This window comes from Candidatus Hydrogenedentota bacterium (assembly GCA_016791475.1).
GTDB lineage: Bacteria > Hydrogenedentota > Hydrogenedentia > Hydrogenedentales > JAEUWI01 > JAEUWI01.
On sequence record JAEUWI010000011.1, the window covers coordinates 54,016 to 69,151 of the forward strand.

Below are 15,136 nucleotides of genomic sequence, written 5' to 3' on the forward strand. Positions count from 1 at the left end.
GAAAGGAATTCTCAATGAGCAAGGGGGAAGCGAAGCAGAAAAGCGAGGGTCTCGCCACGCGCGACTTGATTGTGTTGGTCCTCTCGGTCTTTGTGCTCATCTTGCTGGCGATAGATGTCTTTCTTCCAGTGGATGATGCAACACGAGACATTCTCTATGTCGCGGACACTATCGTATGCGTTTTCTTTATTTCGGATTTCTTCATCGGACTCTATCGCACCAAGCACAAACGGAGCTATCTCAAGCGCAATTGGATCGATCTCGTTTCCAGTATCCCCATGGTGCCATTTGTACGTATAGGCCGTCTTTTTCGAGTATTGCGGCTTTTCCGACTTCTTCGGGCCTATCGTTCCTCACATCGGCTTATGCAGTACTTGCTCGTTCACCGACAGTCCTCGACCTTCGTAGCTGCCATGGCGCTCACGTTTATGGTGGTGGTGCTTTCGAGCGTTTCCGTGTTGGAGGTGGAGAAACTTGCCGAGAGCAATATCAAGACGGCGGGTGATGCGGTCTGGTGGTCATTGACCACGATGACGACGGTTGGGTATGGGGACAAATTTCCAGTTTCGACCCCCGGTCGCATTATTGCCCTCTTTCCCATGCTCTGCGGAATCGGAATCTTCGGCCTGATCACCAGCGTGATTGCCGCGTGGTTCTTGAAGCCTGCAGAAGAAGAGCAATCACGAGAAATGGAAGAAGTCCTAGTCAGGCTTGAAAGAATGGAGAGACTTCTCGAATCTCTGACTCGCACGACGCATCAGCCCGATCCTTCTAACCCAATCCCCCGCAACCTCGGATAAACCGCCAGCAGGTGCTCGGGTAGTTGAAATCGTCCGCCGCCCAGCGCCGCCTGGATCTCCAGGGCATTGGCCACGGCCTGCCCGTGAAAGTGGTTGTTGGTGACCACGTACACATTCTTCGCCTTGGCCTGCATGGACTGAATTAGTCCCAGCCACGGCCGGAGTTCATCCTCGCTGTAGAGATAGTCGTAGCGCTCGTTCTGGCTCACGCCCTCCTTGAACCAGTTGGCCTTGTTGCGTCCGTGAAAGCGCACGTAGCCCATTGATGCGGTGACGTGGTCGGATGGCGCGATAGAATCCTGAAACATTGGCTGATCGATATTGCAGAAAGCGATCTCACGCGCGCGGAGTCCATCAAACACTTCCGGCGTGTTCCACGATTCGTGGCGCACTTCCACCACCAGGGGGTAGCCTTCAAAGCATTCGGCGATACGCCCGAGCCACACCCGGTTCTGCGGCGTGCGCCGAAAGCTCCAGGGAAACTGTACCAGCAGGGCGCCCAGCCGGCCAGCCTCGGCCAGCGGCGCGACACCATCTTTGTACTGCGCGATTTCATGCGACGTGGGCCACGAATCCCGATGGTGCGTAAAGCGCTCCCACAACTTCGCGGCGAACCGAAAATCCTCCACCTCTTCCACCAATTTCACCCAGGTCGCCGCATGCTTCGATTGCGGGGGATGGTAGAAACTGGAATTAATCTCCACGCAGTTGAACCATTGCGCCAGCCAGCGCAAGGGATGAAAATCCCTGGCGCGGGCCTCGGGATACACGATCCCGTTCCAGTCCGCGTAGGACCAGCCGGCGGTGCCGATGTAGAGTTTGCCTGATGTCACGGGGCGCCTTTCGATTTGAGAAGAGTATAGCGTGAAATGTCCGGCAGATAGGACAGATTGGACTGATACGACCGATTGAAGATATCCGTCCTATCGGTCGAATCCGTCCTATCCCCAGAAATTTAACCCTTCCCTAACATTGGCCGTACATTCACCCGGTATGATTCCGACAACTAGAGAACGTAGAAAAATAACCAACACACGGCGCCCCCCCAACAACCCACCCGGTCGCCAACGCGCGGGCCACGCAGTATCCGCCCGCGCAGGAAAGGAATACCCCCATGAAACAAGGCTTTCTCATCGACATGGACGGCGTGATCTACCGCGGCAATGAAATGATTCAGGGCGCGGTCGAGTTTGTCGCCGCCCTGCGCGCCCGGAAGATCCCCTTCCTCTTCCTCACCAACAACAGCCAGCGCACCCGCCGCGACATGGCCACCAAGCTCCAGCGCCGGGACTTCGACGTGGAAGAGAAGCACATCTTCACCTGCGCCATGGCTACGGCCCAGTTTCTCGCTCACCAGAAGCCCGGCGGCACCGCTTTCGTCATCGGCGAGGGCGGTCTACTGAATTCCCTGCACGATCACGGCTACGCCATCGTGGATCACGATCCGGACTATGTGGTGGTCGGCGAAGGGCGCACGCTGAACCTGGAACTTATCGAGGCTGCGGTCAACTTTATCCAGGGCGGCGCGAAACTTATCGCCACCAACCTGGACCCGAGCTGCCCCACGCCCAACGGCATCCGCCCCGGCTGCGGCGCCACCATCGCCATGCTGGAAGCGGCCACGGGCGTGAAGGCCTTCAGCGTGGGCAAGCCCAGCCCCATCATGATGCGCGCCGCCCGCAAGGAACTTGGCCTGAGCGCGGACGAAACCACCATGATCGGCGACACCATGGAGACCGACATCCTCGGCGGCGTGAACATGGGCTATCGCACGATCCTGGTGCTCTCCGGCGGCACGCGCGAGGAGGACCTGAAGCACTATGGCTACCGGCCCGACCTCGTGGTCAACTCCGTGGCCGATTTGTACAGCCAGGATTTCCTTCGCGATTCCGCAGCCTGAATCTCTCGTTGACGGGCAAATCGGGGACCGACGCGCGCGGGCACTCCAGCGACGCCAATTCATCTTCCAGCGTAGGCGCACGTTGTCCGATTCACCGCCCCTTTACAGGGGCGTGATACATGGACCCCGTGTGCTCGGGCCGGGACGGGTCGCAGGTGCGCGTCCGCGTCAGTCCCTCATGCCAACCCGTATAGCGGCAGGTATTTCTTTTCGAGGTACTTCATGAAGGGCTCGGCGGAGGGGGCCTTGCCGGTGACGTGGGTAATGAGTTCAGACGCGGTCATACGGCGGCCAACCTGGTGGATGTTGGTTCGGAGCCAGGCGAGGAGGGGGGCGAAGCGTCCGGCCTCGATGTCGCTCCACAGACCAGGCAGCGCCGCTTCGATGGCTTCAAGGAACTGGGCGCCGTAAAGGTTGCCCAGGGCATAGGTGGGGAAGTAGCCGATGCTGCCGTGGGACCAGTGGATGTCCTGGAGGCAGCCCATGGCGTCGCTAGGCACGTCGAGGCCGAGGTATTGCTTCACCTTTGCGTTCCAGGCCTCGGGCACTTCGGAAACCTTCATCTGGCCTTCGATGAGCGCGCGCTCGATTTCGTAGCGCAGAATCACGTGGAGGTTGTAGGTGCATTCATCGGCCTCCACGCGGATGAAGCTGGGCTGAACGCGATTCACGGCGCGATACAGATCTTCCGGGGTCTTGCCGTCGAGCTGGCCGGGATAGGCCTTTTGCAGGCGCGCGGTCTGGCGCTTCCAGAAGGGCAGACTCTGGCCGACGATGTTTTCCCACGTGAGGGATTGGGATTCGTGGATGCCGAGAGAGATGGACTGGCCCAGGGGGGTGCGGCGATCACTTTCGCGGAGGCCCTGCTCGTAAAGGGCGTGGCCCCCTTCGTGCATGGAGCCCATAAGACCGGAGAACAGGTCGCGCGGATTGATACGCGTGGTTATGCGCACGTCGGTAATGTCGAAGTTGGTGCTGAAAGGATGGACGGACTTGTCCTGGCGCCCGGCCTCGAAGTCGTAGCCCATTTCCTTGAGGATCTTGACGCTGAGCTTCCACTGCGCGTCGGGATCCCATTCCTGATCGAGCCAGGCGAGGTCGGGCTGATTGGGCGCATTCACGATCCGCTCAACCAGGGCGCTCTGGCGCGGGGCGAGATCGCCGAAGAGCCCGCCAAGATAGTCGGCGGTCATGCCGCGCTCGTATTCGTCCAGAAGCGCGTCGTAGGGCGAATTCTCATAGCCGAGGTGATCGGCCTTTTCCAGCATGAGATCGACCATGCCCTGGAGGTGGGGCTGAAAGTCTGCGAAGGACGAAGCCTCGCGGGCCTTTACCCAGGCTTCATAGGCGCTGCTCTGGGCGATGGCGAGCTTCTGGACGAAGCTCTCGGGCAGTTTCGTGGCTACCGTGTAGTCGTGGAGGCCCTCAGAAACCATCTTGGCATCATCCCCCGTCAGGGTGCCGCTTTCGTGGAGATCCCGGAGCAGGTCGCCGATTTCGGGCGACGTAAAAAGTCGATGGGCGAGTCCGGAGAGGGTGGCGAGTTGCTGCCCGCGACCCGGTGCGGCCTTGGGCGGCATCATGACTTCCTGATCCCAGTGGAGGAGAGAAATGGCGCTGTGGATGTCGCTGACTTCGCCCAGAAGGGTCTTGAGGGTTTCCAACTTTTCCGAGGACATGGAGAGGCTCCTGATGTTATTGGGATTCTGCTATACTGCGCCGTCGATCGCGAATGGCGATCCTGGCACCTGGCGCTTTCGGGCCGCCAGCCGATTAAGAACGCGCGCCGCCCGGGCGCGCTGGAGCAGTACATGCAGATCTTGCTGGTGGTCTATTTGCTGGTACGGGATACGCTTTTCTTCGTGCTGAATTTTGTTACCGAGGGGATATCGGCGTTGAGTCTGCTGCTGGGCAGTTTGCTGTAGGGCTTTTACGGACCAGGGACCTAAAGGACTCAAAAGACTTAAAGGACCTTTGAAACTTCAGGCGCCATGAACACGTTTTGTCCTTTAAGCCCTTTCTGTCGCTTAAGTCTTTTGTCTCTCAGACGTGTTTCAGGTACGCATTTTTGATCCGCTTGAGCAGACGCTCCTGATCCATGGCCCAGAGGTCGTCGGAGAAGATCTCCACTTCGATGAAGCCTTTGAAGCCCGCCTTCTCCACCCAGCCTCGAATCTCGTTGATGCGGATGCAGCCGTCGCCCATCATGGCGCGGTCGGTGAGGAGGTTGCGCGTGGGCACACGCCAGTCGCAGACGTGGAAGGCGAAGATCGTGCCCGTGGCGCGCTCGATTTCGGCCTTGAGGAAGTGGTCCCACCAGACGTGGTACACGTCAATCGCGATGCCCACCTGCTCGCTGCCGAGCATGAGGATCATGTTGTTGGCCTGGTCCATGGTGCTGACGGCGGAGCGGTCCGCGGCATACATGGGGTGGAGGGGCTCGATGGCGAGGCGCACACCGGCGGCTTTCGCGTGGGGCACGATGGCGTGGATGCCTTCGGCGATCTGCTGGCGCTGCGTCTGCAAGTCCAGATCGGGGATCGCCCCGCACACCAGCACCACGACCGGCGCACCGATCTCGGCGGCTTCGTCGATGATTTTCCGGTTGTCTGTGCGCGCCTGCTCGCGGGCCATGCCGGCGGTGGCGGGGAAGAAGCCCCCCCGGCAAAGGCTGACCACTTCCAGGCCGGAATCGCGAAGCATCTTGCCAGCTTCTTTTGCGCCATAGGGCTCGATGTGGTCGCGCCACACGGTGATGCCCTTCACGCCGGCGGCTTCATACGCGGGCAGGGCCTCCTTGAGGGAGAGGGGCTTCGTAGTCATGGTGTGCACGCAGAGGCGCGAGGTGTCGGTAAGCTGGTCGGGCATGAGAAATCCTACTTGGGCCTGATGGCGCGGTTATTTAGTGCTCAATCACAACAGGCGGCATGCAGCCGCTATTCTATTCGCTGTATCGCCCGTAAGCGGCCTTCACGGATTCACGGCTCAAAACAACAATGGTGAGAATCCCGAGAACGGTTCCGATGGGAACGCTCGTACACACTATACAGGCGAGCACAAAGCTGAACATGTAGCCCGTCCTCCGTGTCAGATGACGGCCCGACACGATCATGGCAATCGAGATGCACTCGCTCAACGTAAACAGGAAAACGCCCATCGCAACTTCGATAAATCCCGATGTCGGCGAGACCCACGGCCTCTCCGGGTCGCCCGCCACACTCTTAATGCCCTCCCAAACAAGGTCAAGGTAGAAGACGGAAACGAGAGCATAGATGCCGCCGAGGACATAGTAAGCAATGCTCAAGCCGCGCAGATGGGATCGGTCATCGGGTGTAAGATAAACGTCATCATCCTGGTATTCCGTGTATTCCATACTCATGGATTGAGCCTCTTATGGAGATTGGCCATGAAAGCTTTCATAACATGCTCATTGTCGAGCCAGTCAGGCAACTAATTTATTGCGACAGATGGGGCGCCCGTACCTGTCCAAGGGCGATGCGAGGGCGTGCTGCTGCCATGGGAATTCCTTCGTGCGATGCGGATGTTGCGGTGTACAGGCGGGATTATAGCAGGCGGAAGGTGCCCGCATCATATGCAGACGCCCCTCAAGCTTGATAGCGCTGAGCGATGCTCTTGTTATTCATCCGGAAGGGCCGGACGAAGAACCGCCAGGCTCCCCGGCGCTTCAAGAACCACAAGGTTTTGACGTAAGCCATTTGTCGCCGCATGGATTCGAGGATGAGCACATCGGTCCTGACCATCTTCCGGCATGATCTCGACAAGTTCGATGGCGTTCAGCAAGCCATCTGGACCCCACATTTTTTTGAAGCGATTTTACAAGGGTCGAATTGATGGCGGAAAGCATTCGGACCAGGATCGCGCCCACTCCAAGGAGAAAAAGTCCGAACAGTACGCTGAGAACGCCGAGTAGCCACATCGCCCATCCTCCTGATGGGTTTCGGTCTCGGAAAGGTCGCTGCAGTACAGCCGTGATTCCAGTCGTTCGCCGAGGGGCCGATCGGTACTTGTTTATATTGGAGTGGGCCCTCGTTTTATTTGGCCAAGACTGTCAGAAAACTGGCGTCAACGGCCTGATTGGGGCCGAAGCGCGACCCCACCGAGAACAACGATAGTATATAAAACGGCTATTGCGCATTTTCCTCTTTCGTGTTACTGTGATCTCCGCGTTCATTTCGGAGTGTTTGTCGCAGCCAATGCACCCATACTGGAGGAGTCACCGTTATGTGTCGCGTTTCCCGTTACTTTGGGTTGTTCCTGGGGACGGTTCTATTCATGTCGGTCAGCGCCGCGGCCGCGCCCAAGGGAGACGGTCCAGTGCTCTGCGAGTTTTCGCTCAGCGCCGCACAGGAGGTTTCCGAAACGCCTGTGGAGTCTGAGGCGACCGGATCGGCCGTGTTCACATTGCTCCAGAGCGGCAATGTACTGGTAACCGTGACACATGATGTCAGCGATCCCACGGCGGCTCATATCCACGGGGCGGCGGAAGGGGCAAATGGTCCGGTTGAAATTGAGTTTGAGAGCGCGGCCAGCCCGATAACGAAAGAGCTGACACCTGCGGAGTACGCGCAAGTAACAGCGGCGCCCCATTACATCAATGTGCACAGCACGAACTTTCCCGGCGGCGAGATCCGCGGCCAGTTGAGCTGTATCGATAGCAAGCCATTTTGCGAATTTCATCTGGAACCCAGCCAGATCGTATCCGAAACCGCCATTGAGTCCAGCGCGGAAGGACATGCGTCCTTAAGTGAACTACCGGGCGGGTTCGTGCGGCTCATCGTAACGCACTCTATCGAGGATGCCCAGGAGGCCAACATCCATGCGGGTGCGCACGGTGCCAATGGCGCGTTGACGATAGATCTGGGCGATCCCGCGAGTCCGATTGTGAAAGACCTCACCCCCGAGGAATATGCGAGCCTGATCGCGGAGCCGCATTATGTGCTTATTCACAGTCCCGCCTATCCGCAGGGCGAGATCCGCGGTCAGGTTCACTGCGAAGGCGCCGAAGGTGAAGGTGAAGGTGAGGGCGAGCACGAGGTGCTCTGCGAGTTTGGGCTCAGCGCCGCGCAAGAGGTTTCCGAGACGCCGGTGGAATCCAGCGCGACGGGTGCGGCATTGGTGACGGTGCTGCCCAGTGGCAATGTGCTTCTGTCCGTAGAGCACGACGTGGCCAATCCCGTTGCGGCCCACATTCATGTGGCGCCGGAAGGGGAGAACGGCGAAGTGCAGATAGATTTGGGCAACGGTGTAAGCCCGATCATGGCGGAGCTCAGTCCCGCGCAATATGCGCTCATTACTTCCGCGCCCCACTATGTAAACGTCCATAGCACCGATTATCCCGCAGGCGAAATTCGTGGCCAGCTCAGTTGTGTTGACGGAAAGGCCTTCTGCGAAACTCACCTTGGCCCGGCGCAAGTTGTCTCGGAAACTCCGGTAGAGTCTTCGGCCGAGGGACTGGCCGTGTTCAGCGAGTTGCCGGGTGGTTATGTTCGGATTACGGTGACCCACAGCGTAGAGGCGCCGACGCTGGCCCATATCCATATCGGTGCCGAAGGCGAAACGGGCGAGTTTGTTTCGGAGCTGGCGAACCCGACCAGCCCCTACGTCCTGGATTTGTCGCCGGAAGATTTCGAAACACTTACCGCGTCGGACTATTACTTTGACGTACACAGTGAAGCCTATCCAGACGGGGAGATTCGCGGCCAGATCAATTGCGGCGGCGAAGAACATAACGTGCTTTGTGAATTCGGATTGGAGGCCAGCCAGGAGGTCTCGGAGACTCCAGTAGAATCGACGGCGACCGGCTCCGCGGTCTTTACACTGCTTGAGAGCGGCAACGTCCTGGTTACCGTGGAACACGACGTGAGCAATCCCACGGCCGCCCACATTCACGCCGCGGAAGCCGGGGTCAACGGTTCGGTCGAGATCGCTTTTGAAAGCGCGGTCAGTCCCATCGTGAAAGAGTTGACGCCGGAAGAGTACGCGCTGGTGACGGCGACGCCGCACTATATCAACGTGCACAGCGTGGACTATCCGGGCGGCGAGATTCGCGGGCAGTTGAGTTGCGTTGACAGCAAAGCATTCTGCGAGTGGCCACTCAGCCCAGGCGCAATCGTGTCTGAAACACCGGTGGAGTCCAGCGCGGAGGGTTTTGCAACATTCAGCGAATTGCCGGGCGGCTATGTGCGGCTTACGGTGCTTCATACGATTCTGGATGCAAACGAGGCCAATATTCACGCGGGCGGTGCGGGCGAGAACGGAGCGCTTACGCTGGACCTCGGTACCGCTTCCAGCCCAATCGTGAAAGACCTGTCGCCGGAGGAATATGCCGGCCTGATTTCTGCGCCCCACTATATCCTGATACACAGTCCGGCCTATCCGCAGGGCGAACTTCGGGGCCAGGTGGTGTGCGAGGGTACGGAAGGCGAGGGTGAAGGTGAAGGTGAAGGCGAGGGCGAAGGCGAAGGTGGCGAGGGTGAAGGCGAAGGTGGCGAGGGCGAAGGCGAAGGCGAAGGTGAAGGCGAGGGCGAAGGCGAGGGCGAGGGCGAAGGCGAAGGTGGCGAGGGTGAAGGCGAGGGCGAGGGCGAGGGCGAGGGCGAGGGCGAGGGCGAAGGTGAAGGTGAAGGTGAAGGTGAAGGTGAAGGTGGCGAGGGTGAAGGCGAAGGTGAAGGTGAAGGCGAAGGCGAAGGTGAAGGTGAAGGTGAAGGCGAAGGTGAAGGCGAAGGTGAAGGCGAGGGCGAGGGTGAAGGTGAAGGTGAAGGCGAAGGTGAGCCAACGGACTCGGAAACGGCCGAGGAACTCCTCGACCGATTCGACGAAGTTGACGCCAATAACGATGGACTGTTGAGTCTGTCCGAGGCCCAAGCCTCCATCGCCGGGCTTACACCCACCGTTTTCGCCCGACTGGACAGCAACAGCGATGGGCAGTTGACTGAGGCGGAACTCGAAGCTGCTATTCCCGAGGTTCCAACCGGTTGTGTCCTTGAAGAGCAGTTTAGTTGCGTATTGGATCCAGATGGAAATTCAGGACAGGTTCAGAAGGTTCTGGGCGATCTGTTCCTGGGCGCGATCTCCCTGTTGGCACTCTACTGGATGCCGAAGCGGGGGATGAACTGATCAACGGCGAGGGCGTGTAGAATTGAATCGACGGCGGTCGGGCAGGCATCGAAGCCTCCCCGCCGCCGTCATTCGTTTCGTGGACGCAAAATGCACATGCTCTCGCTCAACTTGCCGAGCTCAGCCGCGCGATGAGGGCCTCCACGGTGGCCTTCCAGAAGGGGAAATCCTTCTCGTTTTCCGCCCAAAGTTCGCGCAACTCGGAGTTGACGCCCAGGGCGGCGCGGACGTGGGCCAGGGCGGCGTCACGGTAGGGCCGCGCATCCAGACCGCGGTGCTCGGCGACCCAACGCGCCACGTCGACGGGCAGGTCACTGGCGGGGCGACCGAGGAGTGCGGCCACGACTTCGGCGGCGGCCAGGGCCTCGCAGGCATCGGGGGCTTCAAGGTATTCGACGTCGCAGGGGGCCAACAATACCCGATCAACCGGACGGAACCCGGTACCTTCGCTGAGGTCGCAGGCCCAATCCATCGCATCATCGTTATCAAAGGTGCCGATGCCCCAGCATCCCATGGTTCTCTCCTTGCTTGCCATCCAAGAGCGGAGCGATCCTAGCGCCGCACGCGGGGCAAAGGCAAGCGGCCGTTGGCCGGTCCAAACAGGATATTGTCATGGGTCCCCGCAGGTTGTAGACTAGAGGGGAGTCAGGAAATTTCACCCCGCAGTGCATTGTGAGAGCATCAGTCATGCATCGACGTAGTTCAGCCTGGGTTTCGGGATTGGCGGCCGCACTGGCCCTTGTCGTCCACGCAGAAGAACCCCTCCAGTACAACCGGGACATTCGCCCCATCATTTCCAAGCACTGCTTCGCGTGCCACGGTCCCGATTCGGCCGCGCGGAAGGGCGAGCTCCGCCTGGACCGGCCGGAAGATGCCCTGGCGGCCGGGGCGATCGTGCCGGGGGATATCGACGCCAGCGAGGCCATCGCGCGCATCTTCACGGCGGACCAGGATGATCTCATGCCGCCGCCGGAAGCGAAACTGGAGCTTTCGGAGGCGCAGAAGGAAACCCTGAAGCGCTGGATCGCCCAGGGCGCGCAATACGAAAAGCACTGGGCCTTTATTCCGCCCGTGCGAACGCCCGTACCCGCCGTGGATGCGCCGACGCCGGCCGACGCCTTCATCCGCGCGCGCCTCGAAAAGGAGGGGCTCTCCCCCGCCCCGGAGGCGAACCGGGAAACGCTCATCCGCCGCGTGGCGCTGGACCTGACGGGGCTGCCGCCGACCCTGGCGGAGATCGACGCCTATCTTGCGGATTCATCGCCCCGGGCCTATGAGACGATTGTGGACCATTTTCTCAATGGGCCGAACTATGGGGAGCATATGGCGAGCCAGTGGCTCGACGTGGCGCGCTATGCGGACACCTACGGCTATCAGAATGATCGCGACAGCACGGTCTGGCCCTGGCGCGACTGGGTGATTCGTGCTTTCCAGCAGAACCTGCCGTGGGACGAGTTTGTGCGCTGGCAGATCGCGGGGGATTTGATCCCGAATGCCACCCAGGATCAGCGCCTGGCGACGGCCTTCAATCGGCTGCATCGGCAGACCAACGAGGGCGGGAGTGTGCTGGAGGAGTTTCGCGTGGCCTATGTGGCCGATCGCACGGAGACCTTTGGCACGGCCTTCCTCGGCCTCACCGTGAACTGTGCTCGGTGCCACGAACATAAGTTTGATCCGGTTTCGCAGGAGAACTACTTCCAGCTCTTCGCCTTCTTCAATAATATCGATGAATCGGGCATGTATTCCCATTTCACCAGCGCCATCCCCTCGCCGAGCATGTTTCTCTACAAGGACGGCGAAAAGGAACGGCACGAGGCGCTGCTCGCGGCGATCGGGGACCAGGAGGCGGCGGTGAAGGAGGCGCGCGATGGCGCGGCGGAGCGTTTCGAAGCCTGGCAGAACGACCCGAACCGCACCGTGGCGTCCCCTGTGCCGGTGGTGGAGTTGCCCCTGGATACCGTGACCGAGGGCAAGACGCCCAACGTCGCCGGGGCGGGCAGTGAGGCGAAGCTGCCGCGCAACCCCGTGCCGGTGCCGGGCCCCGAGGGCCAGGGCCTGGAATTCAACGGGGATAACGGCGTGGAGCTTCCTGGCGGCGCGGCCTTTGACCGGTTTCAACCCTTCAGCGTCTCGCTGTGGCTGCGCACGCCGGACCACGGCCCGCGCTACGTGATCTTTCACCGCAGCATGGCGGCGGAAGACGCGGCCAGCCGGGGCTATGAATTTCTGCTTCTCGATGGGAAGCCCACCTTCAGCCTGAGCCATTTCTGGCCCGGCAACGCCCTGCGGGTTGAAGCGGAGCAGCCCCTGCCGGTAAACGCGTGGACCCATTGCACCATCACCTACGACGGCAGTTCAAAGGCGAGTGGTGTCACGATCTATGTGAATGGCGAGCCTGTGGCGACGAAGACCGTGCGCGACGGCCTGAAGAAGACCATTCTCTATGATGCGGGCAGCGAAGTGACCGAGCCACCGCTCCAACTGGCCATGCGCTTTCGCGACAGCGGCTTCAAGGGCGGCCGGATCGACAGCTTCAAGATCTTCAATCGCACCCTGACCGCGCTGGAGGCCTCGGCCCTGGCGGGGAAGACGAATCTTGCGGCGGCGGTGGACGAACTGGCCTTCAACGAGCCCTCCGACGGGCGGCTGGTGGATTACTACGCCGCAATCGCGGACGGCCCCTGGCGGGAGCAGTTGGCCGCGCTGGAACAGAAGCGCAAGGAAGAGGCGGACTTCATTTCGAGCGTGCAGGAAATCATGACCATGACGGAGATGGCCGAAACGCGCCAGGCCTATCGGCTGGAGCGTGGCGAGTACAACCATCCCGCGGAGCCGGTATCGCCGGATGTGCCTCACGAGATTCTGCCGCTGGATCCGGGGCTGCCCCGCAATCGCCTGGGCCTGGCCGAATGGCTGAATGACCCGAAACACCCCCTGGCCGCGCGGGTGGCGGTGAATCGATTCTGGCAGCAGTTGTTTGGATTGGGCATTGTGAAGACCCAGGAGGATTTTGGTTCCCACGGCGCCATGCCCACCAACCAGGCGTTGCTGGACCATCTGGCCCTCGACTTTATCGAGTCGGGTTGGGATGTAAAGGCGCTGCTGAAGCAGATGGTGATGACGGCGGCGTACCGCCAGGATTCGCGGGCCGACGTCGCATTGTTGGAACGCGATCCAGACAATGCGCTGCTGGCCCGGGGACCCAGGGGCCGCCTGACGGCGGAGCAGATCCGGGACAACGCCCTGGCGAGTTCGGGGCTGCTGGTGGCAAAGCAGGGCGGGCCGAGCGTGAAGCCCTACCAGCCCGAGGGGCTCTGGAAAGATGGGCCGACGTCGTCCTACAAGCCCGACACGGGTGATGGTCTCTATCGCCGCAGTCTGTACACTTTTATCAAGCGGACCATGCCGCCGCCTTCGTTGCTCACCTTCAATGCGACGGGCCGGGAGTATTGCCTGGTGCGGCGCGAGACGACGGTCACGCCCCTGCAGGCGCTGGTGCTGTTAAACGACCCCCAGTACATCGAGGCGGCCCGCGTGCTTGCGGCGGATGCGCTCGCGGGCGGTGCGGACTGGATGGCGACGGTGTTCCGCCGCCTTACGGGCCGCACGCCCGACGGGGAGGAGCTGCGGATACTTGGCGAGGCGTTTGACGAGCAGCGCGCCCTGTTCGGCGACGATCCCGAAGGGGCGAAGGCCTACCTCGCTATTGGCGAGAAGCCCCTGCCCGCAGGGGCCGATGCGGTCCAACTGGCGGCAGCCACGGCTCTGGCGCAGGCGATCATGAACCACGAGGAGTTTCAGGTAAAACAATGAACACGCCCAACCCCCTATGCACCGGCTCCATCCCCCTGTTGGGCATGACGCGCCGCGAATGCCTCAGCAAAGTCGGCATGGGCCTCGGCGCCCTCGCCCTCGGCCAGATGCTGCACGCGGATGCCGCCCGCGCGGCTGTTCCCCAGAATGACTCGGCGCTGGGCGCGCCCCATTTTGCGCCGAAGGCCAAGCGGGTGATCTATCTCTTCCAGAGCGGCGGTCCGTCCCAACTGGAGACGTTTGATTACAAGCCCGCGCTGGTGAAGCACAACGGCGAGCAACTGCCCGATTCCGTGCGCGCCGGTCAGCGGCTTACGGGCATGTCGGCAAACCAGGCCAGCCTGCCCATGGCCGGGTCCATTTTCAATTTCGCCCAGCATGGCCAGAGCGGCGCGTGGGTGAGCGAACTGTTGCCCCACACGGCGAAGGTGGTCGACGATCTGTGCTTCATCAAGTCCATGTATACCGAAGCCATCAATCACGATCCGGCCATCACCTTTCTGCAGACGGGTTCTCAGCTTTCCGGGCGGCCCAGCATCGGCTCCTGGCTAAGCTATGGCCTGGGTTCGGAAAACGACAACCTGCCCTCGTTCGTGGTGCTGGTGACAAAGGACATGGGCGGTCAGCCGCTCTATGCGCGCCTCTGGGGCAATGGCTTCCTGCCGGCGGCCCACCAGGGTGTACGCTTTCGCTCCGGAAAGGATGCGGTACTATACCTGCAAAATCCCGAAGGGGTCAGCCGCGAAAGCCGCCGCAAGCTGCTGGATACGGTCAATGAACTTCACCTCCACAAGCAGGCGCAGCACAGCGACCCGGCGCTGGAAGCGCGCATCTCGCAGTATGAGATGGCCTTCCGCATGCAGCAGTCCGTGCCGGATGCCACCGATGTGTCGGACGAGCCGGAGCACATTTTTGAGCTTTACGGCGAAGACGCGCGAAACCCCGGCACCTTCGCGGCGAACTGCCTGCTGGCGCGGCGACTGGCCGAGCGGGGGGTGCGCTTTATCCAGCTCTATCATCAGGATTGGGATCACCACGGGAACATTCCCGACGGCATGCGAAACATGACGAAGCTGACGGATCAGGGTGCGGCGGCGCTGATCACCGATCTGAAGCAACGCGGCATGCTGGAGGATACGCTGGTGATCTGGGGCGGCGAGTTTGGGCGGACGAATTACTCTCAGGGCGAATTGACGGCCACGAACTACGGCCGCGATCATCACCCGCGCTGTTTCTCCATGTGGATGGCCGGCGGCGGGGCGAAGCCGGGCATCACCTACGGCGCGACCGATGAATTAGGTTATAACGTGGCGGAGAATGGCGTGCACGTTCACGACTTCCACGCAACGCTGCTCCACCTGCTGGGCATCGACCACAAACGGCTCACGTACGAATTCCAGGGCCGGGCCTTTAGATTGACGGACGTGTTCGGGAACGTGGTGAACGATGTGATCGCGTAGGGGATGCGAGGAATCGCGGTGAATTGAGA

10 protein-coding genes are annotated in these 15,136 nt (G+C 60.9%); 5 read left to right on the top strand and 5 right to left on the bottom strand.

The genetic code is table 11. The features are described 5' to 3' along the window. Positions 1-14: 14 nt before the first annotated feature. Positions 15-800: a potassium channel family protein gene (locus JNK74_07990; GenBank protein MBL7646112.1), complete on the top strand. Its 786-nt coding sequence runs from the start codon at positions 15-17 to the stop codon at positions 798-800. Here the strand turns inward: JNK74_07990 and JNK74_07995 are convergent. Then, on the bottom strand, positions 758-1,612 hold the full coding sequence (locus JNK74_07995; GenBank protein ID MBL7646113.1) for a DUF72 domain-containing protein: 855 nt from the start codon (positions 1,610-1,612) through the stop codon (positions 758-760). The two genes, JNK74_07990 and JNK74_07995, sit on opposite strands and share 43 nt — an antisense overlap. Positions 1,613-1,914: 302 nt before the next feature. Between JNK74_07995 and JNK74_08000 the strand changes: the two genes are divergently transcribed. Beyond that, the gene (locus JNK74_08000) at positions 1,915-2,700 is read left to right on the top strand and encodes a TIGR01457 family HAD-type hydrolase (protein MBL7646114.1); all 786 of its coding nucleotides are present in this window, start codon (positions 1,915-1,917) and stop codon (positions 2,698-2,700) included. 176 nt (positions 2,701-2,876) lie between these two features. Here JNK74_08000 and JNK74_08005 read toward each other — a convergent pair whose 3' ends face one another. From JNK74_08005 to JNK74_08015, 3 genes are all read right to left on the bottom strand, one after another. Further along, positions 2,877-4,379 carry a carboxypeptidase M32 gene (locus JNK74_08005; protein ID MBL7646115.1) on the bottom strand — a complete coding sequence of 501 codons (1,503 nt, stop codon included), beginning with the start codon at positions 4,377-4,379 and terminating at the stop codon, positions 2,877-2,879. 364 nt (positions 4,380-4,743) lie between these two features. Further along, positions 4,744-5,568 carry a sugar phosphate isomerase/epimerase gene (locus tag JNK74_08010; protein ID MBL7646116.1) on the bottom strand — a complete coding sequence of 275 codons (825 nt, stop codon included), beginning with the start codon at positions 5,566-5,568 and terminating at the stop codon, positions 4,744-4,746. Positions 5,569-5,641: 73 nt separating this feature from the next. Further along, positions 5,642-6,079, bottom strand: a complete 438-nt coding sequence (locus JNK74_08015; GenBank protein MBL7646117.1) for a hypothetical protein — start codon at positions 6,077-6,079, stop codon at positions 5,642-5,644. An 863-nt stretch (positions 6,080-6,942) separates the two neighbouring features. Here JNK74_08015 and JNK74_08020 point away from each other — a divergent pair. Continuing rightward, positions 6,943-9,834: a CHRD domain-containing protein gene (locus JNK74_08020; GenBank protein MBL7646118.1), complete on the top strand. Its 2,892-nt coding sequence runs from the start codon at positions 6,943-6,945 to the stop codon at positions 9,832-9,834. A 106-nt stretch (positions 9,835-9,940) separates the two neighbouring features. On the opposite strand, the gene JNK74_08025 is transcribed toward JNK74_08020, so the two are convergent. Continuing rightward, entirely contained in the window at positions 9,941-10,348 is a 408-nt protein-coding gene (locus tag JNK74_08025) for a DUF4259 domain-containing protein (GenBank protein ID MBL7646119.1), read from the bottom strand. 173 nt (positions 10,349-10,521) lie between these two features. On the opposite strand from JNK74_08025, the gene JNK74_08030 reads away from it, so the two are divergent. Continuing rightward, positions 10,522-13,647 (top strand): DUF1553 domain-containing protein, encoded by a 3,126-nt coding sequence (locus tag JNK74_08030; protein MBL7646120.1) that lies wholly within the window; start codon positions 10,522-10,524, stop codon positions 13,645-13,647. Positions 13,648-13,691: 44 nt separating this feature from the next. Continuing rightward, positions 13,692-15,107, top strand: a complete 1,416-nt coding sequence (locus JNK74_08035; protein ID MBL7646121.1) for a DUF1501 domain-containing protein — start codon at positions 13,692-13,694, stop codon at positions 15,105-15,107. The last annotated feature ends 29 nt before the right edge of the window (positions 15,108-15,136 follow it).